This window comes from Aeromicrobium yanjiei, from assembly GCF_009649075.1.
Taxonomy (GTDB): domain Bacteria; phylum Actinomycetota; class Actinomycetes; order Propionibacteriales; family Nocardioidaceae; genus Aeromicrobium; species Aeromicrobium yanjiei.
In genome coordinates this window covers 663003-685488 of the sequence record NZ_CP045737.1, presented here as the reverse complement: position 1 = coordinate 685488, position 22486 = coordinate 663003, and the positions used below count along the sequence as shown (strand labels likewise).

General features: G+C 70.9%; 29 protein-coding genes. 11 read left to right on the top strand and 18 right to left on the bottom strand.

What is annotated here, in order from left to right:
• Positions 1–91 precede the first annotated feature (91 nt).
• Together GEV26_RS03585 and GEV26_RS03580 are read right to left on the bottom strand one after the other, a co-directional pair.
• Entirely contained in the window at positions 92–436 is a 345-nt protein-coding gene (locus tag GEV26_RS03585; protein WP_243838897.1) for a hypothetical protein, read from the bottom strand.
• A gap of 14 nt (positions 437–450) precedes the next feature.
• Positions 451–612 (bottom strand): DUF3117 domain-containing protein, encoded by a 162-nt coding sequence (locus GEV26_RS03580; RefSeq protein ID WP_153651792.1) that lies wholly within the window; start codon positions 610–612, stop codon positions 451–453.
• A gap of 105 nt (positions 613–717) precedes the next feature.
• Here GEV26_RS03580 and GEV26_RS03575 point away from each other — a divergent pair, with 105 nt between their 5' ends.
• The gene (locus GEV26_RS03575) at positions 718–1524 is read left to right on the top strand and encodes an enoyl-CoA hydratase-related protein (RefSeq protein WP_243838895.1); all 807 of its coding nucleotides are present in this window, start codon (positions 718–720) and stop codon (positions 1522–1524) included.
• Positions 1525–1529: 5 nt separating this feature from the next.
• On the opposite strand, the gene GEV26_RS03570 is transcribed toward GEV26_RS03575, so the two are convergent.
• From GEV26_RS03570 to GEV26_RS03540, 7 genes are all read right to left on the bottom strand, one after another.
• The gene (locus GEV26_RS03570) at positions 1530–1838 is read right to left on the bottom strand and encodes a hypothetical protein (protein ID WP_153651791.1); all 309 of its coding nucleotides are present in this window, start codon (positions 1836–1838) and stop codon (positions 1530–1532) included.
• 88 nt (positions 1839–1926) lie between these two features.
• A complete protein-coding gene (locus GEV26_RS03565; protein WP_153651790.1) occupies positions 1927–2124 on the bottom strand; it encodes a hypothetical protein in 198 nt (65 codons plus the stop codon).
• 76 nt (positions 2125–2200) lie between these two features.
• On the bottom strand, positions 2201–2767 hold the full coding sequence (locus GEV26_RS03560) for a DNA-3-methyladenine glycosylase I (RefSeq protein WP_153651789.1): 567 nt from the start codon (positions 2765–2767) through the stop codon (positions 2201–2203).
• Between the two features lie 11 nt (positions 2768–2778).
• Positions 2779–3519 (bottom strand): LOG family protein, encoded by a 741-nt coding sequence (locus GEV26_RS03555; protein ID WP_153651788.1) that lies wholly within the window; start codon positions 3517–3519, stop codon positions 2779–2781.
• Positions 3504–4565 (bottom strand): succinyl-diaminopimelate desuccinylase, encoded by a 1062-nt coding sequence (gene dapE / locus GEV26_RS03550; protein WP_375335594.1) that lies wholly within the window; start codon positions 4563–4565, stop codon positions 3504–3506. The genes GEV26_RS03555 and dapE overlap by 16 nt, the downstream gene beginning before the upstream one ends.
• Positions 4566–4605: 40 nt before the next feature.
• Entirely contained in the window at positions 4606–5280 is a 675-nt protein-coding gene (locus GEV26_RS03545; protein WP_153651786.1) for a VOC family protein, read from the bottom strand.
• Positions 5281–5320: 40 nt separating this feature from the next.
• On the bottom strand, positions 5321–6232 hold the full coding sequence (locus GEV26_RS03540; RefSeq protein ID WP_243838894.1) for an aminoglycoside phosphotransferase family protein: 912 nt from the start codon (positions 6230–6232) through the stop codon (positions 5321–5323).
• 55 nt (positions 6233–6287) lie between these two features.
• On the opposite strand from GEV26_RS03540, the gene GEV26_RS03535 reads away from it, so the two are divergent.
• Complete coding sequence (locus tag GEV26_RS03535; protein ID WP_153651784.1) at positions 6288–6881, top strand: hypothetical protein; 594 nt, start codon at positions 6288–6290, stop codon at positions 6879–6881.
• 10 nt (positions 6882–6891) lie between these two features.
• Entirely contained in the window at positions 6892–7506 is a 615-nt protein-coding gene (locus tag GEV26_RS03530; RefSeq protein ID WP_153651783.1) for a pyridoxamine 5'-phosphate oxidase family protein, read from the top strand.
• A gap of 10 nt (positions 7507–7516) precedes the next feature.
• Here GEV26_RS03530 and purE read toward each other — a convergent pair whose 3' ends face one another.
• From purE to GEV26_RS03505, 5 genes are read right to left on the bottom strand one after another with little or no spacing between them, the layout of a single operon-like run.
• The gene (gene purE / locus GEV26_RS03525) at positions 7517–8029 is read right to left on the bottom strand and encodes a 5-(carboxyamino)imidazole ribonucleotide mutase (RefSeq protein WP_153651782.1); all 513 of its coding nucleotides are present in this window, start codon (positions 8027–8029) and stop codon (positions 7517–7519) included.
• 22 nt (positions 8030–8051) lie between these two features.
• Positions 8052–9167 (bottom strand): 5-(carboxyamino)imidazole ribonucleotide synthase, encoded by a 1116-nt coding sequence (locus tag GEV26_RS03520; protein WP_153651781.1) that lies wholly within the window; start codon positions 9165–9167, stop codon positions 8052–8054.
• Positions 9168–9177: 10 nt separating this feature from the next.
• Positions 9178–10167, bottom strand: a complete 990-nt coding sequence (locus tag GEV26_RS03515) for an adenylate/guanylate cyclase domain-containing protein (protein WP_153651780.1) — start codon at positions 10165–10167, stop codon at positions 9178–9180.
• Positions 10154–10666 (bottom strand): PH domain-containing protein, encoded by a 513-nt coding sequence (locus GEV26_RS03510; RefSeq protein ID WP_194839954.1) that lies wholly within the window; start codon positions 10664–10666, stop codon positions 10154–10156. Before GEV26_RS03510 ends, GEV26_RS03515 begins: the two co-directional genes overlap by 14 nt.
• A gap of 13 nt (positions 10667–10679) precedes the next feature.
• Positions 10680–11489 carry a biotin--[acetyl-CoA-carboxylase] ligase gene (locus GEV26_RS03505; protein WP_153651778.1) on the bottom strand — a complete coding sequence of 270 codons (810 nt, stop codon included), beginning with the start codon at positions 11487–11489 and terminating at the stop codon, positions 10680–10682.
• Between the two features lie 66 nt (positions 11490–11555).
• On the opposite strand from GEV26_RS03505, the gene GEV26_RS03500 reads away from it, so the two are divergent.
• From GEV26_RS03500 to GEV26_RS03475, 6 genes are read left to right on the top strand one after another with little or no spacing between them, the layout of a single operon-like run.
• Entirely contained in the window at positions 11556–13133 is a 1578-nt protein-coding gene (locus GEV26_RS03500) for an acyl-CoA carboxylase subunit beta (RefSeq protein WP_153654947.1), read from the top strand.
• Positions 13130–13381 carry an acyl-CoA carboxylase epsilon subunit gene (locus tag GEV26_RS03495; RefSeq protein ID WP_153651777.1) on the top strand — a complete coding sequence of 84 codons (252 nt, stop codon included), beginning with the start codon at positions 13130–13132 and terminating at the stop codon, positions 13379–13381. The genes GEV26_RS03500 and GEV26_RS03495 overlap by 4 nt, the downstream gene beginning before the upstream one ends.
• A 3-nt stretch (positions 13382–13384) precedes the next feature.
• Positions 13385–13942 carry a hypothetical protein gene (locus GEV26_RS03490; protein WP_153651776.1) on the top strand — a complete coding sequence of 186 codons (558 nt, stop codon included), beginning with the start codon at positions 13385–13387 and terminating at the stop codon, positions 13940–13942.
• Positions 13939–14604 (top strand): hypothetical protein, encoded by a 666-nt coding sequence (locus tag GEV26_RS03485; RefSeq protein ID WP_153651775.1) that lies wholly within the window; start codon positions 13939–13941, stop codon positions 14602–14604. Before GEV26_RS03490 ends, GEV26_RS03485 begins: the two co-directional genes overlap by 4 nt.
• Positions 14601–15191 carry a Maf family protein gene (locus tag GEV26_RS03480; protein ID WP_153651774.1) on the top strand — a complete coding sequence of 197 codons (591 nt, stop codon included), beginning with the start codon at positions 14601–14603 and terminating at the stop codon, positions 15189–15191. The genes GEV26_RS03485 and GEV26_RS03480 overlap by 4 nt, the downstream gene beginning before the upstream one ends.
• A gap of 45 nt (positions 15192–15236) precedes the next feature.
• On the top strand, positions 15237–15458 hold the full coding sequence (locus GEV26_RS03475) for a hypothetical protein (RefSeq protein WP_153651773.1): 222 nt from the start codon (positions 15237–15239) through the stop codon (positions 15456–15458).
• 11 nt (positions 15459–15469) lie between these two features.
• On the opposite strand, the gene GEV26_RS03470 is transcribed toward GEV26_RS03475, so the two are convergent.
• Positions 15470–15973 carry a DNA-binding protein gene (locus GEV26_RS03470; protein ID WP_153651772.1) on the bottom strand — a complete coding sequence of 168 codons (504 nt, stop codon included), beginning with the start codon at positions 15971–15973 and terminating at the stop codon, positions 15470–15472.
• A 117-nt stretch (positions 15974–16090) separates the two neighbouring features.
• On the opposite strand from GEV26_RS03470, the gene GEV26_RS03465 reads away from it, so the two are divergent.
• Entirely contained in the window at positions 16091–17989 is a 1899-nt protein-coding gene (locus GEV26_RS03465; protein ID WP_153651771.1) for a vWA domain-containing protein, read from the top strand.
• On the opposite strand, the gene GEV26_RS03460 is transcribed toward GEV26_RS03465, so the two are convergent.
• From GEV26_RS03460 to GEV26_RS03450, 3 genes are read right to left on the bottom strand one after another with little or no spacing between them, the layout of a single operon-like run.
• Entirely contained in the window at positions 17986–18927 is a 942-nt protein-coding gene (locus GEV26_RS03460) for a serine/threonine-protein kinase (RefSeq protein WP_153651770.1), read from the bottom strand. The two genes, GEV26_RS03465 and GEV26_RS03460, sit on opposite strands and share 4 nt — an antisense overlap.
• A 27-nt stretch (positions 18928–18954) precedes the next feature.
• Positions 18955–19299: a VOC family protein gene (locus GEV26_RS03455; RefSeq protein WP_153651769.1), complete on the bottom strand. Its 345-nt coding sequence runs from the start codon at positions 19297–19299 to the stop codon at positions 18955–18957.
• Between the two features lie 46 nt (positions 19300–19345).
• Entirely contained in the window at positions 19346–20512 is a 1167-nt protein-coding gene (locus GEV26_RS03450; protein WP_153651768.1) for an acyl-CoA dehydrogenase family protein, read from the bottom strand.
• A gap of 147 nt (positions 20513–20659) precedes the next feature.
• On the opposite strand from GEV26_RS03450, the gene GEV26_RS03445 reads away from it, so the two are divergent.
• A complete protein-coding gene (locus GEV26_RS03445; protein ID WP_243838893.1) occupies positions 20660–22435 on the top strand; it encodes an acetyl/propionyl/methylcrotonyl-CoA carboxylase subunit alpha in 1776 nt (591 codons plus the stop codon).
• Positions 22436–22486 lie beyond the last annotated feature (51 nt).

The window sequence follows — 22486 nt, the reverse complement described above, 5'->3', positions numbered from 1 at the left end:
GCTCCCGTCAGCGGACGGGAGGCTCCCCTCAGCGGACGCGGGGCTCCCGTCGGCGGACGGGAGGCGCGCCTCAGCGTTGGGTGGGGGTGGGTCAGTCGTCGTGGGGGGCGTGCTCGAAGCGGCCGGAGCTGCGGAAGCCGGCCGGGCCGCGGACGACCCCGATGACCTCGCTGGGCTCGATCGTGACCGGCGGCGAACCGATCAGCTGGGACACCGCCGAGTCCGCGGCCACCCCCTCGAACGAGCGCTGGAACGCCTCACGGGCCTCTGTGGACACGAAGACGTAGCTGCCCTCGAACCACTGCCCCTTGACGGCGCGCCACGTCTTGAACCGCAGCCCCTCGAGGCCGGCGAACTTCGCGTACGACTCGTCCTCGACATAGGCCCGCAAGGCCTTGAGCGTGCCTTTCGGTGCGTCGGTCAAGGACCAACGCACCGTCAGCCCGTACATCAGATGGCTTTGAGCGCGTCGCCGAGTGTGGCTGCTTCCTCGTTGTTGAGCTCTACGACCAGGCGTCCCCCACCTTCGAGAGGGACCCGCATCACGATGCACCGGCCCTCCTTGGTGACCTCCATCGGCCCGTCTCCGGTCCGTGGCTTCATGGCGGCCATCAGTTCCCCTCTCGTCCTGGCGCCCCCACCGCGTCGGTCAAGGCATGCCTACCATTATCGCCTATACCCCGACCGGTTTCGACCGCAGTCCCAAAGGAGACACCCTTGAGCGTTCCCACAGCCTCTCCGATCAGGTACGTGGTGGCTGACGGCGTCGGGACCGTGGCCCTCGATCGACCCGCCGAGATGAACAGCCTGACACTCTCGACGAAGGTCGCGCTCCGCGACGCCCTGCACGAGGCAGCGGCTGACAGCGCGGTGCGTTGCGTGGTGCTGAGGGGCGCCGGACGGGCCTTCTGCGTGGGCCAGGACCTGCAGGAGCACCTGGCCGGGATGGCGAGCGAGGAGGACCCGTACGGCAGCGCGAGCACCGTCGAGGACCACTACAACCCGATCGCCACGGCCATCGCGACGATGCCCAAGCCGGTCATCGCCGCGGTGAACGGGATCGCCGCCGGTGCTGGAGCGTCGATGGCGTTCGCCGCGGACTTCCGCGTCGTCGCGCGCTCGGCAGGCTTCAACACGGCCTTCGCCGCGATCGCGTTCTCATGCGACACCGGCGCCTCGTGGACCCTCCCCCGTCTGGTGGGAACCACCCGGGCGACAGATCTGCTCATGCGCCCGCGCACCATCTCGGCCGACGAGGCCCTCGAGATCGGCGTCGCGACCTCGGTCGTGGACGACGACGCATTCGACGAGGCCGTCGCCACGCTCGCGCACGAGCTGGCCCACGGCCCCACGCTCGCGTACGGCGCCATCAAGCGCTCGCTGGCCTTCTCCGCGACGCACGACCTGGCGACGTCACTGCAGCACGAGGGCCAGAAGATGGCGCTGACGGCCGCTTCGTCGGACCACGCGGCCGCGGTCAAGGCGTTCCTGGCCAAGGAGAAGCCGGAGTTCACCGGCCGCTGAGGGACTCAGGCGAGCTTGCGGTCGTGCCCGGCCTTGTTCTCGTCGGACGCGGCTTCCTGCCACGCGAGCAGCTCGGCCCGCACCTGCACCTCGGCGGACTCGCTCGCGGCGAGCGCCTCCTGCGCTGCCAGCAGATCGACCCGCGCCGACTCCAGGTCGGAGCGCGCGCTGGTGACGTCGGCCTCGAGCGCCGCACGCCGGGCCCGCTCGGCGGACACCCGCTCGCGGGCCTGAGCGAGCTCGATCTCGGCGGTGACCAGAGCGTCGCGAAGGCTCGCGATCTGCGCATCGCGCAGACTGATGCGCTGGCTCATCTGGTCGGCGAACTCGATGTGCTCGCGCGAGCGGACGACTGCGATCTTGCGGTTGTCGTCGGCCAGGGTCGCGCGATCGCGCGCCCAGTCACGGCGGACCTGGGCGATCTCGTTGGACAGCAGACGTGCGGCGACCCCACCCGCGACGACCGCGTAGGACGTCGCGACGACCAGGCACGGGCACGGTCGCGACGATGAGCCCGACCACGGCGACGACGACGGCCGAGACGAGCAGGACGAGGGCGCCGACGGCGCGGCGGGAGCGGGGGATCCTCCGGTTGGACATGCTCGGATCGTAGGACGACAGGGCGCCGGATTTGCGGAGCCACGCCCTGAGGGCGGGCGACGGATGCGACACAGCGTCACGCGACGCCGGATGCGGGCCGCGCGACGCAGTCGGCGAGGTGGTCGTTGACCATCCCGGTGGCCTGCATCAAGGCGTAGGCCGTCGTCGGGCCGAAGAACCGAAATCCCTTCTTCTTCAGGGTCTTGGCCATCGCGATCGACTCCGGCGTCGTGGCCGGCACGTCGGCGAACGAGGTCGGCGCAGGACGCGGCGGCGGTGCGAACGACCACAAGAGGTCTGAGAACGACTCGTCGAGGGCGAGGAGCGTACGTGCGTTGCTGATCGTCGCCTCGATCTTCCTGCGGTTGCGGACGATGCCGGCGTCGTCGAGCAGCCGGGCCACGTCGGGCTCACCGAAGCCGGCCACGACCTCGGGGTCGAAGCCGGCGAACACCTCGCGGAACCGCTCGCGCTTGCGCAAGATGATGGCCCACGACAGCCCCGACTGGAACGCCTCGAGCGACATGCGCTCGAACAGCTCGCGGTCCCCGCGCAGCTCACGGCCCCACTCGGTGTCGTGGTACGCCGTCATCGCAGGGTCCTCGCCCCACGGGCACCGGACCACCGGGGTCGGCTCAGCCATCGATGGGCGCCTCAGTCGGCCCGGTTGACGAAGTAGGAGACCGCCTCGTCGATGTCGTCGGTGACGTGCAGCATGTCCACGTCGCCGGGAGTGATCTTGCCGTCGGTCTCCATCGTCGCGCGCAGCCAGTCCACGAGCCCGCCCCAGTAGGCCGAGCCGAACAGCACGATCGGGAACGAGGTCACCTTGCCCGTCTGCGCGAGCGTCAACGCCTCGAACAGCTCGTCCATCGTGCCGAATCCGCCGGGCAGCACGACGAACCCCTGGGCGTACTTGACGAACATCGTCTTGCGGACGAAGAAGTAGCGGAAGTTGACGCCGAGGTCGACCCAGTCGTTCATGCCCTGCTCGTGGGGCAACTCGATGCCGAGGCCCACCGACACGCCGCCACACTCGCTCGCCCCCCGGTTGGCGGCCTCCATCGCGCCGGGGCCGCCCCCGGTGATGATCGCGTAGCCGTGGCCGCACAGCTGCGCCGCGATCTGGCGTCCTGCCTCGTACATCGGGTCGTCGGGCTGCGTGCGGGCCGAGCCGAACAGGCTGACCGCGGGGCCGAGCTCGGCGAGCGCGCCGAAGCCCTCGATGAACTCGGCCTGGATGCGCAGGACCCGCCACGGGTCGGTGTGCACCCAGTCGGTGGGCCCGCGCGAGTCGAGCAGCCGCTGGTCGGTCGTGCTGTCGGGCACCATTGCACCCTGGAGCCGCACGGGGCCCCTCTGGTGGACGGGACGGTCGTTCATGCGCTCAGCCATTTCTCGAGGGTCGCGAGCACCCGGACCAGGTGCTCGACGGGGACCTGCTCGTCCGCCTTGTGGGCGTAGACAGGGTCGCCGGGGCCGTAGTTGACCGCGGGGACGCCCAGCAGCGTGAACTGGGCGACGTCGGTCCAGCCGAACTTGGGACGCGGCTCGGCGCCCACCGCCTCGACGAACGCCGCCGCAGCGGGCCGGGTGAGGCCGGGCAGCGCACCGGGGGCCGTGTCGGTCACCGTCAGCTCGAAGCCGCCGAACACCTCGTTGAGGTGGGCGAGCGCGTCGTCCTCCGAGCGATCGGGGGCGAAGCGGTAGTTGACCGTCACGACCGCCTCGTCGGGGACGACGTTGCCCGCCACGCCGCCGCTGATGCCGACCGCGTTGAGCCCCTCGCGATAGACCAGGCCGTCGATCTCGACGTGCCGCGGCTCGTACGTCGTGAGGGTCGCGAGCACCGGCGCGAGGGCGTGGATCGCATTGCTGCCCATCCAGGACCGCGCGGAGTGGGCCCGCTCCCCCGCGGTGCGGATCTCGACCCGCATCGTGCCCTGGCAGCCGGCCTCGACGCCGGCGTCGGACGGCTCCATCAGGATCGCGAAGTCACCGGCCAGCAGCTCGGGACGCTCGCGGGCGATGCGGCCCAGCCCGTTGAACTCCGCCGCGATCTCCTCGGCGTCGTAGAACACGTAGGTCACGTCGCGCACCGGCTCGGGCACCGTCGCCGCGAGCGTCAGCGCCACTGCGACGCCGCCCTTCATGTCGCACGATCCCAGGCCGTGCAGGATCCCGTCCTCGAGCCGTGACGGGAAGTTGCCGTTGGCCGGCACGGTGTCGACGTGGCCCGCGATGACGACGCGCTCGGAGCGGCCGAGGTGGGTGCGAGCCACGATCGTGTGACCGTCGCGGACGATCTCGAGGTGGTCGAGGGGGCTCAGGGCCGCCTCGATCGCATCGGCGATCTCCTGCTCGTGGAGGCTCTCGGAGGCGATGTCGACGAGCGCGGCGGTGAGGCCGACGACGTCGGTGGTCAGGTCGAGTGCGGGCACAGGACTCATTCCATCACGCGCGGGTGACGAGGCGGCGTCGTCATGGCGTCGGGAAGACGCAGAACTCATTGCCCTCAGGATCTGCCATGACCGTCCACTCCTGCTGGTCGCCGGCGGGGGCCAGGACGTTCGCGCCCGCCCCGACCAGGTCGTCGACGGTGACGCCCTCGCGGAGGGTGACGTCCCAGTGGATGCGGTTCTTGACCGTCTTGGGCTCGGGCACCGGCACGAAGTCGATCGACTCGAGCGGGGAGCCGGGGATCTCGTCGAGATAGGAGTAGCCGTCGTCGTGGCCGAGCACGCCACCCATGACGTCGGCCCACCAGCGCGAGATCGTCTCGTGGTCGGCCGAGTCCACGACGACGTCCTTGAGCCGCTTGGCGGGGGGCTCGTCGTAGGTGAAGACGCACATCTCACCGCCCTCGGGATCGGCGAAGGTGGTCCACGCGAACTCACCCGGCGCGGTCAGCTGCTCGAGGCCCGCGAACGGCTCGAGGGACTCGGCACGGACGTCGAGGTGGACGCGCTGCTTGACCGTCCGCGGCTCCGGCACGAGGTTGATCCAGACCTCCTCGCCCGGATCGGGGCCGCGCAGGACCGCGTCACCGTCGTCGAGCTCCGCCAGCTCGTAGCCGAGGGTGCGGGCCCAGAATCCCTGGACGGCGGACACGTCGGAAGCGTCGATGCACAGCGCCTTGTACGTCACGAGAGCCATGCTCCCGAGGCTAGCGGCGGGGGCGGACGTCCGCGAGCCCTCAGTCCTGGACCGCCTTGACGATCGTGATCGCCGCGGTGACCGCCCCCGTGACCGCGCCGGGCTCCCCGTCCTGGATCGCCCACATCGCGCGGATCGCCTCGCGCACCACGATCCAGTCGCGGGCCCGGTCCTCGTCGAGGCCCGCGTCGTCGACCACCGTGTGGAACCGCCGGCGGATCGCGGTGCGCAGGTCCCCGGACGCCACGATCTCGTCCCACCGGTTCCACAGCAGCGGAGCGATCTCGTAGTGCGGGTCGCCCGACACGGGCTTGGGGTCGATCGCCAGCCACGGGGACCGGTCGCCCGCCAGCACGTTGCCGTAGTGCAGGTCGCCGTGCACGAGCCGCCCCACGCTGGCGTCGTCGCCGACGAACGCCCGTCCGAGGTGGACGGCCTGCTCGACGACCCGGCGCGGCAGAGGCGCGCCGCGAGGCAGCGCGGCGAGATCGTCGGTCCACCTCGAGACGAACGCCGTGAGCGGCACGAGCTGGGCGGGTGCGGGCACGTGGAGCCGTCCGAGGAGCCCCGCGACGACCGAGCACGCCTGCAGCACCGGGACCGAGCCCAGGTCACGCGTCTGCAGCCGCTCGAGCAGCATCGCGTCACGCCGGGGATCGGCCCGGACGAGACGCACGGCTCCGCGCCCGTGCCAGTGCTGCAGCGCGAGCGCCTCGTGGCGGGCCTCCTCGTGCGGCATGACGACCTTGAGGACGAGCCGCTCCCCCGCGGCGACGACCGGCACCACGAGCGCGGTGTGCCCGTGCAGCGGGTCGCCGTCGACCGTGAGCTCCCACTCGTCGATCAGCTCACGCACGAGCCGCGGCAGACCGGTGACCCACCGAGCCCAGTCGTCACCGCGGGCCGCATACGCCTGCAGCGCGGGTGGCAGGTCGAACGGCAGGAGAGCCATGCGGTCAGCCTGCCACCGCGTGCCACCTGTGGAGCCATGGGACACACTTCGGTGCATGACGCACTCCTTCGAGGGGCACATCGCCGGGCTGGGCACCACCTCGGGCACGCGCATCGTCGTCGGCATGTGGGACGAGAGCCCCTACGGCACGTTCGCCGACGTCATGGTCGAGCAGCCCTCGGGCCACCGCATCCTGATCGCCCCCCGCCAGGAGATCGCCGACTTCGTGGCCTCGACGTACGACTTCGACGAGGTGCGCATCGAGCCCGTCTCGCTCGAGACCGGCCCGGAGTGGTCCGTGCACACCCGCTCGCTGCAGGTGCGGTTCACCCCCGGCCGGCGGATCTGGATCTCGCCCCTGCTGTCGCTCGTGCCGTCGCACCTGCGCCGTCAGTCGTCCTGGGCCCGGCTCTGCAACCCCGTCGCACGGCGCGTGATGCCCGGCGTGCAGACCTACGGGACGGCCGGCAACGACCGGGTCGAGTGGTACGCCGCGACGAGCGTGCGGCACCTGTCCTGCGCCCGGGCGACGTGGGAGGGCGAGGAGCTTGGCGATCTCGCACCGGTCACGCCACCCGTGCGGTTCGGCTTCGCCTCCGCGCCGGCCGAGCCCACGCTGACCACCCTCACGTCGTACGTCCGTGAGTAGCCTGAGCACCATGAGGACCGAGATCACGACCGAGGCGCAGCTGCGCGACCTCCTCGGGCACCCGATGCAGCGGGCGATCGACAAGGAGCGGCAGAGGCTCGCACCCGAGCACCGCGACTGGCTCGCAGCCTCGCCGTTCTGTCTCGTGGCGACCTCGGACGCCCACGGCCGCCTCGACGTCTCGCCCAAGGGCGACCCCGCCGGTTTCGCGCTCGCGCTGGACGACACGACGATCGCGATCCCCGAGCGCCCGGGCAACCGTCGCGCGGACGGTTTCGTCAATGTCCTGCAGAACCCGCACGTCGGGCTGCTCTTCCTCGTCCCGGGCCGAGGCGACACGCTGCGGATCAACGGCCGGGCGACCCTGCTGGCCGATGCGCCGTACGCCGACCGCATGGAGGTCAAGGGGCACCGGCCCGGCGTGATCCTCGAGGTCGCGGTCGAGCAGGTGTTCTTCCACTGCGCCAAGGCGTTCCTGCGCTCGGACCTGTGGCAGCCCGAGACGTGGCGCCCCGACGCGGTCATGAGCCGTGCCCAGATCGCCAAGAACCTCGAGCGCCCCGACGAGTCGCTGGAGCAGATCGAGGCCTACTACGGGCAGCAGTACGCCCAGAACCTGTACTGAAGCACGAGGGTCAGCGGAAGCCCGCGCCGCCGCCCGTGGGGTTGCGGACCTTCTCGCCCTTGGCCCGCGCGACGTCTGCGAGCTCGGCCTGGAACGCGATCATCCGCGCCGTCAGGTCGCTGTCGCCCGCTGCCAGGATGCGCACCGCGAGCAGCCCTGCGTTGCGGGCGTTGCCGATCGAGACCGTCGCGACGGGCACGCCCGCGGGCATCTGCACGATCGACAGCAGCGAGTCCATGCCGTCGAGGTGCTTGAGCGGCACGGGCACACCGATGACCGGCAGCGGCGTCACCGCGGCCAGCATGCCCGGCAGGTGGGCGGCGCCGCCGGCCCCGGCGATGATGACCTCGAGGCCCCGCCCGTGCGCATCCCGTCCGTACGCCAGCATCTCGTCGGGCATGCGGTGCGCCGAGACGACGTCGGCCTCGTACGCGACGTCGAACTCCTTGAGCGCGGTCGCGGCGGCCTCCATCGTCGGCCAGTCCGAGTCCGATCCCATCACGATGCCCACGCGTGCGCTCATGGGCAAGGACCCTACCGGGACGTCAGCCGTCGATGAAGAGCGCAGCCGCACGACGGGCGCGGGCCAGCACGTCGTCGAGGTCGTCGCCGTACGCCGTCACGTGACCGACCTTGCGACCGGCCTTGACCGCCTTGCCGTACAGGTGGATCTTGACGTCGGGCTCCGCGGCGAGGACGACGGACCGCTGGGCCTGCAGGTCCTCGACGCTGCCACCGAGCACGTTGACCATGACCGACCACGGCGCACGGGCGTCCGTGCTGCCGAGCGGCAGGTCGAGCACCGCACGCAGGTGGTTCTCGAACTGGCTGGTGTGCGCTCCGTCGATCGACCAGTGGCCCGTGTTGTGCGGGCGCATCGCGAGCTCGTTGACGAGCAGCCGGCCGTCGGTGGTCTCGAACAGCTCGACCGCGAGGATGCCCGTCACGTCGAGCTCGGTCGCGATCTTCACCGCCAGGTCGCGGGCGGCCTCGGCCAGCGCGGGGTCGAGATCGGGGGCAGGGGCGATGACCTCGTTGCAGACGCCGCCGGCCTGGCGGGACTCCACGACGGGGTACGCGCGGACCTCCCCCGACGGCGAACGGGCGACGAGCGCCGAGAGCTCGCGGCGGAAGTCGACGAGCTCCTCGGCCAGGAGCGGGGTCCCGGCCGAGAACGCCTCCTCGGCGTCGGCGACGGAGCGGACGACCCAGACGCCCTTGCCGTCGTAGCCGCCGCGAGTGGTCTTGAGGACCGCCGGGAAGCCGAACGACTCGAGGTCCTGGGCCGACGAGATCGGCGCGTTGCGGGGGCAGGGTGCGCCGAGGGCGCCGAGGCGCTCGCGCATCGAGCCCTTGTCCTGGGCGTACAGCAGCGCGTGCGGGCCGGGGCGGCACGCGTGCCCCTCGGACTCCAGCGTGCGCAGGTGCTCCGGCGGCACGTGCTCGTGGTCGAACGTCACCACGGGGACGTCCGCGACGACTGCGCGCAACGTCTCCAGGTCGGTGTAGTCACCGACCCGGTGGTCAGGGACGACCTGTGCGGCCGACACGTCCGGCCCCTCCGCGAGGAGGCGGATGCGAACGCCGAGGGCCGTCGCGGACTGCTGCATCATCCGGGCCAGCTGGCCTCCGCCGATGACGGCGAGCTCAGGTGTGGGCACGGCGCCCACCCTAGCGGGACCTGAATCCGCGGCGCTCGGTCACCGTGATGGGCGAGACGTTGCCGAATCCGCGCAGCGGGCGCGGCGGCAGGGCCCGGGTGTCGAACTCCTCGGTGATCGCCGCCGCGGTGGCGTCGTCGACCAGCACCCGGTTGCTCCGCGCGACGTGCGAGAGGCGCGCCGCGAGGTTGACCGGCGGACCGAACACGTCGCCGAGGCGACTGACGACGGACCCGGTCGCGAGCCCCACGCAGATGTTGGGCAGCTCGGACCGCAACGCGATCTGCTTGACCAGGTCGAGGGCGGTACGGGTGGCCTCCGCCGGGTCGTCGGACACGAACAGCACCGCGTCGCCGAGCGTCTTGATGACGCGCCCGCCGTGCGCGGTCACGATGTCGGAGCACCGGGTCTCGAAGTTCTCCACGAGCGCGCCGAGGCTGTTGTCGTCGAGCCCGTTGGACAGCGACGTGAAGCGCGACAGATCCGCGAAGCCCACGGTCATGACCGTGGACAGCAGCTCCTCGTCCGCGGCTCCGAGCGCCTCCATGCGGGCCGTCGCCGCCTCCAGGTGGCGCCGCCACGCGTAGACCATGAGGTGCTCGAACCCCGGGCCGGCCGACTTGGCCAGCTGGACGGCCGCGTCGAGACGTGTCGGTGCCTTGCCCTCCTGGACGTCGCGCTCGATCTGCTCGATCAGCGTCGTCACCTGCCAGTCCGCGAGGCGGGACATCGTCGTGCCGAGCGCCCGGGTCATCCGGAAGACGGTCTGCTCGTCCATGACCTGGTCGTGGATGGTCGAGGCGACAGCCGCGATCGCATCGACGTCGGCGTCGCCGTACGCGATGCTGTCGCCGGTGTCGGCGAATCCGAGCGCACGCCACAGTCGCTGGCCGTCCTCGACCGAGAGCCCGCCCTTGTCGGCCGCCTCGGCGCTCGTGAGGGTGAGCTCGCCGCCCAGGATCAGGCGGACGAGCTTCTCACGCAGGTCAGACCGATTCATCGTTCCTCGCGGTCCCGTGCTGCTCGAAGACCAGGTTGGAGACTGTGCGGTGGAACGCCTCGATCCTCGGGATGTCGCGCAGCTGCAGACCGGCCTGCTCGCTCGCGTCGTGGATGATCAGCGTCCCGCAGCCGAGCAGACGGTCGTTGAGGTTCTTCTCGTACGCGACGTCGTTGACGCGGCTCAGCGGGATCACCCGGCCGGTGCGGGTGAGGATGCCCTTCTGCTCGAGGAGGCGCTTGGTGGTCAGCGTGTACGTCCACAGGTACCACTTCAGGAACGGCAGGAGCACGCCCCAGATCAGCAGCACCGCCGCGACCGCCGCGACGATCCAGCCGACCACGCCGTCGCCCTTGTCACCGACCCGCGGGACGAGGAACCCCGCAGCGACCGCCAGGACGAGCAGGATCAGGAACGGCACGAACAGCACCTTCACGTGGGTGCGGGTCGTCTCGACGGTCTGCTCCCCGTCGATCATCAGCTTGCGCGACAGGCTCATGCCGCTGATTGTCTCACCCCGCCGGGCGCACATGGGTGACGTCGCCCGCGCTGATCGCCCGGCCGTCCACGAGTAGTCGGCCCATCTCGTCGATGCCGGTGGCCAGTCCCTCCAAGGGCTCGTCGTGGGGCTGGGTCACCCGGACGCGCTGGCCGATCGTCACGCACCGTCGGACGTACGAGTCGCGGATCCCGCCTGCGGGGTCGCCGCCCGACGCCGACCAGGCCCGGTAGAGCGCCTCGAGGTTGCGCAGGAACGCCCGGATGACGATCGTGCGGTCCGTCTCGGTGGCTCCCTCCAGCAACAGGGACGTCGCCGCCGGAGTCGGCAGCTCGTCGCGGCGCAGCGAGACGTTCAGGCCCACCCCGACGACGGCGGCCGGCCCGATCGGCGTCTCGGTCCGCTCGAGCAGGATGCCGGCGATCTTGCGGCCGTCCACCAGCACGTCGTTGGGCCACTTCAGGGACGAGCCCACGCCGCACTCCTGCACCGTCGCGTCGACCGCGAGGCCCGCGAGCAGCGGCAGCCACACCCAGCGGGCGGGCGGGACGCCGTCGGGGCGCAGGAGCACCGACACGATCGCGCCGGACCCGGCGGGGGACTCCCACGTCCGGTCGAGACGCCCCCGGCCGGCGGTCTGCGCATCCGTGACGTGGACGAGCCCCTCCGGCGCGCCGGACCTCGCGGCGGCGGCGACGTCGGCGTTCGTGCTGCCGGTCTGCGCGGTCACCACGACCTCGGAGAAGAACCGCTTCGGCCCCGTCAGCGCCGACCGCAGCGCGGCCGTGTCAAGGGGCGGGCGGTCGAGGTCGCGATAGGACATGAGAACAGACTCACATATCCGATGGGCCCCGCTGTCGTTACTCTGACCTGCGTGACTGAACACGAGATGGAAGCCAAGCCCGAGCTGCACACCACCGCCGGCAAGCTTGCGGACTTCATCGAGCGGCGCGACACAGCCCTCGTCGAGATGGCCGAGCGCGCGCACGAGAAGCAGAGTGCCCGCGGTCGCCAGAGCGCCCGCGAGCGCATCGACCAGCTGCTGGACGAGGGCTCGTTCGTCGAGCTCGACGCGCTGGCCCGGCACCGGGCGACCGATTTCGGCCTGGACAAGAACCGGCCGCTCGGCGACGGCGTCATCACCGGATACGGCACGATCGACGGCCGCCAGGTGTGCGTCTTCAGCCAGGACTTCAGCGTCTTCGGCGGCTCGCTCGGCCAGGTGTACGGCGAGAAGATCACCAAGGTCATGGACCTCGCGATCAAGTCCGGCTGCCCCATCATCGGCATCAACGAGGGCTCGGGCGCGCGCATCCAGGAGGGCGTCGTCTCGCTCGGCCTGTACGGCGAGATCTTCAAGCGCAACGTGCACGCGTCGGGCGTCATCCCGCAGATCTCGCTCATCATGGGCGCCAACGCCGGCGGCCACGTCTACTCCCCCGCGGTCACCGACTTCGTGATCATGGTCGACAAGACGTCCAACATGTTCATCACCGGCCCCGACATCATCAAGACCGTCACCGGCGAGGAGGTGACGATGGAGGATCTCGGCGGCGCCCGCGCACACAACACCAAGAGCGGCAACGCCCACTACATGGGAGCCGACGAGCAGGACGCGATCGAGTACGCCAAGGCGCTCATCTCGTTCCTGCCGCAGAACAACATGGAGGAGGCCGAGGTCTACCCCGAGGTCGCCGATCTCGAGCGCAACGAGACCGACCTCGCCCTCGACACCCTCATCCCCGACTCGGCCAACCAGCCGTACGACATCAAGACCGTCATCGAGGCGGTGCTCGACGACGGCGACTTCCTCGAGGTCATGCCGCTGTTCGCGCAGAACATCGTGATCGGCTACGGACGGGTCGAGGGCCGCAGCGTCGGCATCGTCGCCAACCAGCCGATGCAGCTGGCCGGATGCCTCGACATCGACGCGTCCGAGAAGGCCGCCCGGTTCGTGCGCACCTGCGATGCGTTCAACATCCCGGTCCTGACGTTCGTCGACGTGCCCGGCTTCCTGCCCGGCACCGACCAGGAGTGGGACGGCATCATCCGCCGCGGCGCCAAGCTCATCTACGCGTACGCCGAGGCGACGGTCCCGCTCATCACGGTCATCACGCGCAAGGCGTACGGCGGTGCGTACGACGTCATGGGCTCCAAGCACCTCGGCGCCGATCTCAACATCTCCTGGCCCACCGGCCAGATCGCGGTCGTCGGCGCAACGGGCGCAGTCGGCATCCTCTACCGCAAGGAGCTCGCGGCGTCCGACGACCCCGACGCGCTGCGCGCCGAGCTCATCACCGAGTACGAGGACACGCTCTGCAACCCGTACCTCGCGGCCGAGCGCGGCTACGTCGACGCGGTCATCGAGCCGAGCCAGACTCGCGCCGAGATCGTCAAGGGCCTGCGCCTGCTGCGCACCAAGCGCGAGACGCTTCCGCCCAAGAAGCACGGGAACATCCCGCTGTGAGCGGCGACGAGACCGCGGCCACCGAGGCGACGCACACGCCGATCCTGCGGGTGGTCAAGGGCGACCTGGGCGCGGAGGAGCTGGCCGCGCTGGTGGCCGTCGTGGCGGCGCGCAACGCGGCCGCGGCCAACGCCGCCTCGCGCGCCAAGCCGAGGCTCCGCTCCGAGTGGGGACACCCGGCCCGTCAGGTCCGGCCCGTGCACGCCTTCGGGCCCGACCAGTGGCGTCGGTCCTCGTTCGGCCGCTGAGCGATGACCCTGCGCCCGCTGTCCGATCTCAGCCCGGCTGACTGGTTCGTCCGGGCCAAGGCGGACTGGTGGACGAAGGTCTGTCTGGGCCCTCCTGGCCACGAGGCGTACGCGCGCCTGCAACTCGTGCCCGCCGACGATGAGTCGGACGTCGACCTGGGCCTGCTGACCAGCACGGTGCTGCAGCGCGCTCTGCCCCGACACACCGCCACGCCGGACGAGTGCCTCTTTGGGCAGTGGGACGGGTGCGGCTGGGAGCCCCCGGTGCCGCCTGCGCGCGAGACGGTCCCTCTGACCGGCCAGGTGGCTCCGGGAGTCCACGACGTCGTCCGCACCTACCACCTGTTCAGCGGCACGGTCGCCAACCTGGCGGCGTGGGACGGCGGCGACCCGCCGCACTTGATGTGGCCGGCAGACCGGGCCTGGTTCGTCACCAAGGACGTCGACCCCGACTGGGTGGGTGTAGGCGGCACGCAGTCGCTGATCGACGAGCTGCTCGCTGCCGACGGAATCGACGCGGCACCCTCGTCGTACGACGCCTCCGACTGGGAGGCCCGATGACCCTGCGCCCGCTGTCCGACCTCAGCCCCGCTGACTGGCTGCTCGACGACCCGGCGCCGGCCGCGCTCAGGGTGCACCTCGGACCGTCGGGCTTCGCGGCGTACGCGCGGGTGCTCCACTCGCCGACGGGTGGGGGCGACCGCTTCGAGGGACACCTCGACGGCGCCCTGCTCGCGGCCGTCGTCGACGTCCTGGCGCGGCACACCCGCACCCCGGACGACTGCTGCTTCGCGCTGTGGGAGGGCTACGGCGACATCCACGGTGGCGAGGCCGCGGGCTTCCTCACCGCCTTCTCGGGTCCGTCACGGTGGCCCGGACGGATCTTCACCAAGGACAAGCCGAAGGCCCCGCCTCCCCCCGCGTTCCCTCCCGACGTCATGGCCGGTCCTCTGCTGACCGTCAACGGCGAGGAGCACTTCCTCTTCGCCGGCCCCCTGGCCGACGCCGGCCGGTGGGGAGCTGCGAGCTACGGCGGCGGCGTGCCGCGTGACATCAACAGCCCCAACCTGATGTGGCCCGCCGACCACGCCTGGTTCGTGACCACCACCATCGAGGGCACCTGGACCGGCGTGGGCGGCACCGAGTCGCTGATCGCCGAGCTGCTGCACGACCCTCGCCTCGAGGTCGTCCGACAGCGCTACGACGAAGGAGCCCTGCGATGAGGGTCGTGCTCGCGTCCCAGTCCCCCGCCCGGCTCGCGACGTTGCGCAGCGCCGGCATCGAGCCGGACGTGATCGTGTCCGGCGTCGACGAGGACCAGATCACCACGACCGACGCCGGCAATCTCGCCGCCGCGCTCGCCCAGCTCAAGTGCCGCGCCGTCGCCGCACAGGTCGAGCCGGACGCCCTCGTCATCGGCTGCGACTCCGTGCTGGCGTTCGAGGGCGAGATCTTCGGCAAGCCGGAGGGGCCCGACGAGGCCGTGGGGCGCTGGCGCCGCATGCGGGGGCGCAGCGGCGTCCTGCACACGGGGCACTGCGTGCGCCGCGGCGAGGACGAGCTCATCGAGACCGCGTCCACGATCGTCCACTTCGCCGACGTGACCGACGACGAGATCGACGCCTACGTCGCGACCGGCGAGCCGCTGCACGTCGCCGGCGCGTTCACGATCGACGGCCTCGGCGGGGCGTTCATCCGCGGCATCGAGGGCGACCACCACAACGTCGTCGGCCTGTCGTTGCCGGTCCTGCGCGACATGGCCAGGGACCTTGGAATCCCATGGACCTCCCTCTGGACCCTGTCAAGCTGAAGCATTTGTTGGTACGAGGACCCAAGAAGTGGGACAATGGCACTGATGGCAACCACACCGCGCAAACGCCGCTACCACGCTTCCAGTCCCTTCCAGGCAGGTCCTGAGGTGATCGACGAGGTGTACGAGGTCGGCGCCCGCGTCTCCCACGACACCTACGGCATGGGACGCATCGTCAGCATCCAGGGCACGACCTCGGCCCAGGTCGACTTCGGCGACGGACCCAAGCACATCCCGCTGCCCTGCTCGAAGATGACCGCCCTCTAGGCGGCCCTTCGTCACCGGCTTCCCGGGTCCCGCAGGCTCTCGAGGTGCTCACGCGCCTCTGCGGTGCGCCCGGCGCCGTAGACCCTGAGCATCTCGGCGATGTCCGGGTGGGTGTCGGCGAGACGCTCGGCCGCGTCCAGGTGGTCAGGCGCGCCGGCCACCCGCCGGAACAGGTCCTGGATCTCGGCGACCGCATCGTCACGGGTGGATCGCCGGGTCGTCAGGATGTCCCCTCCCCCGTGCACGAGCGCGACCCGCGCGAGTGCGTCCTCGCGCCCCATGGCGCCCCGCTCCACGGCGTCCACAGCGTCGTGCAGCACCTGCAGTCGCTGGGCGGCCACCGGATGGCCGATCTTGACCCGGCGCGCATTGATCAGCTGGGACAGCATGGGCGCCGAGATCCCGAGGATCCCCGCCAGCTGCGACTGGTTCATCCCGAGGACGCGGGCACATCGGCCGAGGATGTCGCCGAGCGGCTCCCCGTAGATCTCGGCCTGCGCCGCCCGACCGTCCATGCGTCCCCCTCAATTTGCGTTCGCAACGCCATGGCATCTTGACACAGCGACAAGGTGTCCGCGAGACTCGTGCCGACATTTGCTTTTGCAAACTCCGCTCTCACTTCCGGGGACACCATGATCCGTACGTCGACCGCCCTGATCGCCGCGGCCCTCCTCGCCGCCCTGCTGCCCCTGCCCGCCGCGTCGGCAGCGCCGGCCGCTGACGACGAGACCGCCGGGCGGATGATGCTCGTCCTGGACTCGTCCGGGTCGATGAAGGAGAAGGCGGCCGGCGGGCAGACCAAGATCGCCGCGGCCCGGCAGGCACTCGCACAGGTGGTCAAGGGCCTCCCCGCCGAGCAGGAGGTGGGCCTGCGCGTCTACGGCGCGAAGGTCTTCTCGGCCTCGGACAAGGGCGCGTGCACCGACTCGCAGCGGGTCGTCGACCTCGACACCGCCAACCGCGACGAGCTCACCAGAGCCATCAAGGCGTACAAGCCCTACGGCGAGACCCCGACCGGCTACGCCCTGCAGCAGGCCGGCAAGGACCTTGGCCAGGACGGTCGCCGCACCATCGTGCTGGTCTCCGACGGGGAGTCGACCTGCGACCCCGATCCCTGCGTCGTTGCCCAGGATCTCGCTCAGGACGGCATCGACCTGCGCATCGACGTCGTCGGGCTCGACGTCTCCGGCAAGGCACGCGAGCAGCTCAAGTGCGTGGCACGCTCCGGGCACGGCACCTACTACGACGCCGACAGCGCCGCCGAGCTGACGCAGTCGCTCACCACGACCCGCATCCGGGCCTCGCGCCCCTTCGACCTCACCGGCACTCCCGTCAAGGGAGCACCGGTCGCGACCGACGCGCCGACCCTGGAGACCGGGGCCTATCTCGCCTCGTTCGGAACCGGTGACGGGCTCTGGTACAAGGTCGAGCGCACCGCCGCCAACAGCACCTTCCACGTCGGCGTCACCCACCGATCGGCCGGCACCGGCAACTCCGGCGACAAGGCGTACGTCGGGATCTACGCGGGACCCGACGAGGACCGGTGCGCGTACACGACGTCATTCGCCCGCGGCAACATCGCCTACACCGCGGCGAGCAGCTGGCGGCCCTCGACCAACGCCTGCAACACCGCCAAGACCCTGTGGGTCAACGTCAAGCCGGTGTCCACACGGCGCGACCTCTCCGCCGATCCGGTCGAGATCGTGGTCTACGAGGAGCCGCCCCTGGCCGACCCCTCCGGCGCGGACCTGCCGCCGAAACCCGCCACGCCCACCTGGAGCACGCTGACGCCGGCGAGCAGTCCACAGGTCGGAGTCGTCCCCGGCACGTCGATCTCGAGCGCCCCCGTCGTGAGCGACGGCACGTACGCCCTCGACATCAACCCCGGTGAGACACAGGTCGTCGCGGTGCCGCTGGACTGGGGACAGAATGTGCAGGCCCAGATCGACGGCAAGCTGACCGCGGCGCACCACGAGTCGACGTTCGACGCTCCCTGGGTGCAGGTCCTCGGCCCCGTCCGGGAGGCTGTCGACTCCGACGAGTACGGCACCGACACGACGCCCGGCGACTGGACCTCGCGGTTCTCGAGCCTCCCCGACGACCTGAACACCTACCGCTCGGGCTCGCAGTCGTACACGGTCGCCTACCGCAATCGCGCCGAGGCCGAGGCGCACCTCAGCGGGTCGGGCACGGCCGGTCTGCGCTACGTCCAGATCTCCTACGGCGCCGACAACGAGGTGCCGCTGACCTATTCGTTGACGCTCAGGACCAACGGCACGGCGGGCGAGGGTGCGCCGACGTACGACGAGGTCCCGGGCCTGACCGCACCCACGGCCGACTCGCCGCTCGTGACGGGGACCGGCGCCGTGGGCGACGCCGCAAAGCCGGCATCGAGCAGCAAGGCGGCGACGAAGCCGGCCAAGGACGACGAGGACGGCCTGCCGGTGGTGCCGATCGGGCTCGGTGTGGTCGGGGTCGGGCTGCTCGCCGGCGCACTCGTGGTGCTGCGGCGCTCGCGCTCCGCGAGCTAGCCGAGCAGGAGGCGCGCAGAGGCCGCGACGAGCCCGAGCCCTGCGACGGCGAGTCCTCCGGCGAGCAGTCGCAGGCGTGTCCGCGCGTCGATCCGGTGCCTCCGTGACGACGGGCCGTCCGGACCCCAGCCCGGCGGGAGCTCCGGCAGCTGGCGGAACACCTCGATCGGGTCTCCCGGCTCGTCCACGGGGTCGATCGACAGCAGCGCGGCCCGGGCCTCGGCCGCCGACGCGTAGCGCTCGTCCGGCCGCGTCGCGCAGAGCCGCCCGCACCACGTCGCGAACGGTCCGTCGGCCGGCACCGGAGGGCCTGCGTGGGTCGGGCGTGAGCCGGTGAGCATCTCGGCCAGCACCGTGCCCACGGAGTAGAGGTCCTGCAAAGGACTGGGATCGGCCCGCTCCTGCACCTCGGGCGCCGCGTAGCCCGGGGTGTGCACCATCTCGGACGCCCGGGTGAGGCGCGGCTCGTCCCTTGTCGTCGCGATGCCGAAGTCGGACAGGCGTACGTGAGGAGTGCCGGTGCCGGTCGCCTCCAGAAGGATGTTGGCCGGCTTCACGTCGCGGTGCACGATGTCGGCGCGGTGGACCGCGTCGAGGGCGTCGAGCAGCTGCAGCCCGACCTCACGGACGAACGAGGGTGGAAGCGGGCCGTAGTCGGCGATGAGCGTCGCCACCGATCCACCGTCGACCAGCGGCATCGCGAACAGCACCCGGTCGTCCTCCGCGGACCAGCCCGTCGGGGCCACGACGTGCGGGTGGTCGACCCGGGTGCCGATCTCGCGGACGAACCGCAGCAGCGACGCCCCGTCGGACTGGCGCAGCATCTTGCCCGCGCGGTAGGTGCGGTCGCGCAGGTCCCACACCCGCCAGACGACGCCCATGCCGCCGGAGTCGAGCACGTCGACCAGCTCGTAGCGTCCCGCGAAGACCTCGCCCATGCCCCTCAGCCTAGGCAGTGCTGCCGCTCAGCCGGCGAGGATGCAGAACTCGTTGCCCTCGGGGTCGGCGAGCACCACCCACCTGTCACCGGGCCGCCGGTCCTCCAGCACGCTGGCGCCCAGCTCCACCGCGCGTGCGACCTCCTCGTCCTGGGTCGCGCCGACGGGGCGCAGGTCGAGGTGCACGCGGTTGCGCACCTGCTTGCCGTCCGGGACCTCGATGAACAGCGTGGTGAACCCGTTGTCGTCGATCAGGTAGACCTCGCCGGGCTCGGAGTCCTGCACGCGCCAGTCGGCCAGGGCGGACCAGAACGCCGCCAGTCGCTCGGGGTCGACCGCGTTCACGGTGGTGTGGGACAGGTGAAGGCTCACGGGTGGCTCCGTCCGGTCGGGAACGAGGCCATCGTGTCAGGGAGTCTCACTCCACCGGAAGACCCAGGCCCCGCGCGATGAGCATGCGCTGGATCTCCGAGGTGCCCTCGCCGATCTCCAGGATCTTGGCGTCGCGGTAGAAGCGCGCCACCGGGTACTCCTCCATGAATCCGTAGCCACCGAAGACCTGCGTCGCGATGCGCGTCGCGGTCACGGCGGCCTCGGACGTGTAGAGCTTGGCGATCGAGGCGGCCTGCTTGAGCTCCTTGGCCGGCGCACCGGCGTCCTTCATCGCGGCCGCCTGGTAGGTCAGCGCGCGACCCGCCTGGGCCATGACGGCCAGGTCGGAGATCTGGAACGCGACGCCCTGCTTGGTGCCGATCGGGACGCCGAACGTCGTGCGCTCGCCGGCGTACTGCACCGACATGTCGAGGCAGGCCTGGATGCAGCCCACGGCGAGCGCCGCGATCGCGATGCGTCCGTCGTCGAGCGTCGCGAGGAACTGCGCATAGCCGCGGCCCCGCTCGCCCAGCAGGTGGTCCGACGGCACGCGCACGTCGGTGAACGACAGCGCGTGCGTGTCGGACAGGTGCCAGCCGAGCTTGTCGTACGGAGCCTCCGCGACGAATCCCGGCGTGCCGGACGGGAGCATGATCGCCGAGATCTCCGGTGAACCGTTCTCGCGCGTTCCGGTGCGGGCGGTGACGGTCACGACAGACGTGATGTCGCTGCCGGAGTTGGTGATGAACTGCTTGGACCCGTTGACGACCCACTCGTCACCGTCCAGCTCGGCGCGGGTCCTCGTCGCGCTCGCGTCGGAGCCGGCGCCGGGCTCGGTCAGGCCGAAGCCCGCGAGGGTGCGCCCCGCGACGAGATCGGGGAGCCACGCCTCCTTCTGCTCCTGCGTGCCGTACTCGAGGATCGGGGTGATGCCCAGCCCCACGCCCGCCTCCAGCGTGATGCCGATCGACTGGTCGACCCGGCCGAGCTCCTCGATCGCGACGCACAGGCTCGTGAAGTCTCCGCCGGACCCGCCGAACTCCTCGGGCGCGGTCAGGCCGAACAGGCCCATGCGGCCGATCTTGTGCACCGCGTCGACGGGGAAGTGGTGGTCCTTGTCCCACCGGGCGACGTGGGGCGCGATCTCCGCCTCGGCGAACTCGCGGACGCTGCGGCGGAAGGACTCGTGCTCGCTCGAGAGGGCAAATGTCATGTCCGCATCGTAGCAAGGATCAGTTAATGACCATTAACCGAAGCTCGCGACACGACCGCCGGGCGCGTAACCAACCTCATACGTCACCCCGGCATTCGAACCCCTAGACTGCGGCAGGCAGTCCCCCGCACCGAGGAGAGTCATTCAGTGAGCAAGCCCCTGGCCAAGGTCCTGATCGCCAATCGCGGTGAGATCGCCGTCCGCGTGATCCGAGCGTGCAAGGACTCCGGCATCGGCAGTGTCGCCGTGTACGCCGAGCCCGATCGTGACGCCCTGTTCGTCCGCCTCGCGGACGAGGCGTACTCGCTCGAGGGCTCGACGCCCGCCGAGTCGTACCTCTCGATCGAGAAGATCATCGCGGTCGCGAAGCGCTCCGGCGCCGACAGCGTCCACCCCGGCTACGGCTTCCTCGCCGAGAACGCCGACTTCGCCCAGGCCGTCATCGACGCCGGGCTGATCTGGATCGGCCCCCCGCCGGCCGCGATCGAGAGCCTCGGCGACAAGGCCAAGGCCAAGCAGATCGCCCTCAAGGCCGACGCCCCGCTGGCTCCCGGCACCAAGGACGCGGTCAAGGATGCCGACGAGGTCGTCGCCTTCGCCCGCGAGAACGGCCTGCCGGTCGCGATCAAGGCCGTCTTCGGCGGCGGCGGCCGCGGCCTCAAGGTCGCCCGCACCCTCGAGGAGATCCCCGAGCTCTACGAGTCGGCCGTGCGAGAGGCCGTGAGCGCCTTCGGTCGCGGCGAGTGCCTCGTCGAGAAGTTCCTCGACCAGCCGCGTCACGTCGAGACCCAGTGCCTCGCCGACAGCCACGGCAACGTCGTGGTCGTCTCGACCCGCGACTGCTCGCTGCAGCGCCGTCACCAGAAGCTCGTCGAGGAGGCGCCCGCGCCGTACCTGACCGACGACCAGATCGAGCGTCTCTACACGTCCTCCAAGGCGATCCTCAAGGAGGCCGGCTACGTCGGTGCGGGCACGTGCGAGTTCCTCGTTGCCCGTGACGGCACGATCAGCTTCCTCGAGGTCAACACCCGCCTGCAGGTCGAGCACTGCGTGTCGGAGGAGGTCACGGGCCTCGACCTGGTCCGCGAGATGTTCCGCATCGCGGCCGGCGAGGAGCTCGGCTACGGCGATCCGGAGATCCGCGGCCACTCGATGGAGTTCCGCATCAACGCCGAGGACGGTGGCCGCGGCTTCCTCCCGGCGCCCGGCACCCTGACCAAGTGGGCTCCCCCGTCGGGCCCCGGCATCCGCCTCGACGGCGGCTACGAGGAGGGCGAGACGATCCCCGGGTCGTTCGACTCGCTCATCGCCAAGCTCATCGTCACCGGCACGAGCCGCGAGCAGGTCCTGGCCCGTTCGCGCCGCGCGCTCGACGAGTTCATCGTCGACGGCATGCCCACGGTCATCCCGTTCCACCGCTCGGTGGTCGACGACCCGGCCTTCACCGCCGCTGACGGCAACTTCTCGGTCTACACGACGTGGATCGAGACCGACTACGTCAACGAGCTCGAGCCCTACGCGGGCACGTCCGAGGACGCCGAGCCCGAGGAGCGCGAGCGCGTCACGGTCGAGGTCGGCGGCAAGCGCGTCGAGGTCGTCCTGCCCGGCGGCCTGGGAGCATCGGCAGCAGCGGCCGGTGGTGGGGCCAAGAAGGCCAAGCGCAAGGCCGGCAAGGGTGCGGGCGCAGCCGCGAGCGGCGACTCGCTCGTCGCGCCGATGCAGGGCACCGTCGTCAAGGTCGCCGTCGAGGAAGGCCAGGAGGTCGCCGTGGGCGATCAGGTCATCGTCGTCGAGGCGATGAAGATGGAGCAGCCCATCAACGCCCACAAGGCCGGCATCATCACCGGCCTGACGGTCACCGTCGGCGGCCCGATCGGCTCCGGCGAGGTCGTCGCCGAGATCAAGGACGCCGCCGCCGAGTAACCCCCGGCCAGATTTGCGGAACCCTGCACCTTTTTCCTCCGGAAAAACGTG

What these genes read in the sequence shown, in the direction of transcription:
- GEV26_RS03580 (WP_153651792.1), bottom strand. Translation starts at nt 612, where the DNA reads ATGGCCGCCATGAAGCCACGGACCGGAGACGGGCCGATGGAGGTCACC.
- GEV26_RS03570 (WP_153651791.1), bottom strand. Translation starts at nt 1,838, where the DNA reads ATGAGCCAGCGCATCAGTCTGCGCGATGCGCAGATCGCGAGCCTTCGC.
- GEV26_RS03565 (WP_153651790.1), bottom strand. Translation starts at nt 2,124, where the DNA reads ATGTCCAACCGGAGGATCCCCCGCTCCCGCCGCGCCGTCGGCGCCCTC.
- GEV26_RS03560 (WP_153651789.1), bottom strand. Translation starts at nt 2,767, where the DNA reads ATGGCTGAGCCGACCCCGGTGGTCCGGTGCCCGTGGGGCGAGGACCCT.
- GEV26_RS03555 (WP_153651788.1), bottom strand. Translation starts at nt 3,519, where the DNA reads ATGGCTGAGCGCATGAACGACCGTCCCGTCCACCAGAGGGGCCCCGTG.
- GEV26_RS03545 (WP_153651786.1), bottom strand. Translation starts at nt 5,280, where the DNA reads ATGGCTCTCGTGACGTACAAGGCGCTGTGCATCGACGCTTCCGACGTG.
- GEV26_RS03540 (WP_243838894.1), bottom strand. Translation starts at nt 6,232, where the DNA reads ATGGCTCTCCTGCCGTTCGACCTGCCACCCGCGCTGCAGGCGTATGCG.
- GEV26_RS03535 (WP_153651784.1), top strand. Translation starts at nt 6,288, where the DNA reads ATGACGCACTCCTTCGAGGGGCACATCGCCGGGCTGGGCACCACCTCG.
- GEV26_RS03530 (WP_153651783.1), top strand. Translation starts at nt 6,892, where the DNA reads ATGAGGACCGAGATCACGACCGAGGCGCAGCTGCGCGACCTCCTCGGG.
- purE (WP_153651782.1), bottom strand. Translation starts at nt 8,029, where the DNA reads ATGAGCGCACGCGTGGGCATCGTGATGGGATCGGACTCGGACTGGCCG.
- GEV26_RS03515 (WP_153651780.1), bottom strand. Translation starts at nt 10,167, where the DNA reads ATGAATCGGTCTGACCTGCGTGAGAAGCTCGTCCGCCTGATCCTGGGC.
- GEV26_RS03510 (WP_194839954.1), bottom strand. Translation starts at nt 10,666, where the DNA reads ATGAGCCTGTCGCGCAAGCTGATGATCGACGGGGAGCAGACCGTCGAG.
- GEV26_RS03505 (WP_153651778.1), bottom strand. Translation starts at nt 11,489, where the DNA reads ATGTCCTATCGCGACCTCGACCGCCCGCCCCTTGACACGGCCGCGCTG.
- GEV26_RS03500 (WP_153654947.1), top strand. Translation starts at nt 11,556, where the DNA reads ATGGAAGCCAAGCCCGAGCTGCACACCACCGCCGGCAAGCTTGCGGAC.
- GEV26_RS03490 (WP_153651776.1), top strand. Translation starts at nt 13,385, where the DNA reads ATGACCCTGCGCCCGCTGTCCGATCTCAGCCCGGCTGACTGGTTCGTC.
- GEV26_RS03485 (WP_153651775.1), top strand. Translation starts at nt 13,939, where the DNA reads ATGACCCTGCGCCCGCTGTCCGACCTCAGCCCCGCTGACTGGCTGCTC.
- GEV26_RS03480 (WP_153651774.1), top strand. Translation starts at nt 14,601, where the DNA reads ATGAGGGTCGTGCTCGCGTCCCAGTCCCCCGCCCGGCTCGCGACGTTG.
- GEV26_RS03475 (WP_153651773.1), top strand. Translation starts at nt 15,237, where the DNA reads ATGGCAACCACACCGCGCAAACGCCGCTACCACGCTTCCAGTCCCTTC.
- GEV26_RS03470 (WP_153651772.1), bottom strand. Translation starts at nt 15,973, where the DNA reads ATGGACGGTCGGGCGGCGCAGGCCGAGATCTACGGGGAGCCGCTCGGC.
- GEV26_RS03465 (WP_153651771.1), top strand. Translation starts at nt 16,091, where the DNA reads ATGATCCGTACGTCGACCGCCCTGATCGCCGCGGCCCTCCTCGCCGCC.
- GEV26_RS03460 (WP_153651770.1), bottom strand. Translation starts at nt 18,927, where the DNA reads ATGGGCGAGGTCTTCGCGGGACGCTACGAGCTGGTCGACGTGCTCGAC.
- GEV26_RS03450 (WP_153651768.1), bottom strand. Translation starts at nt 20,512, where the DNA reads ATGACATTTGCCCTCTCGAGCGAGCACGAGTCCTTCCGCCGCAGCGTC.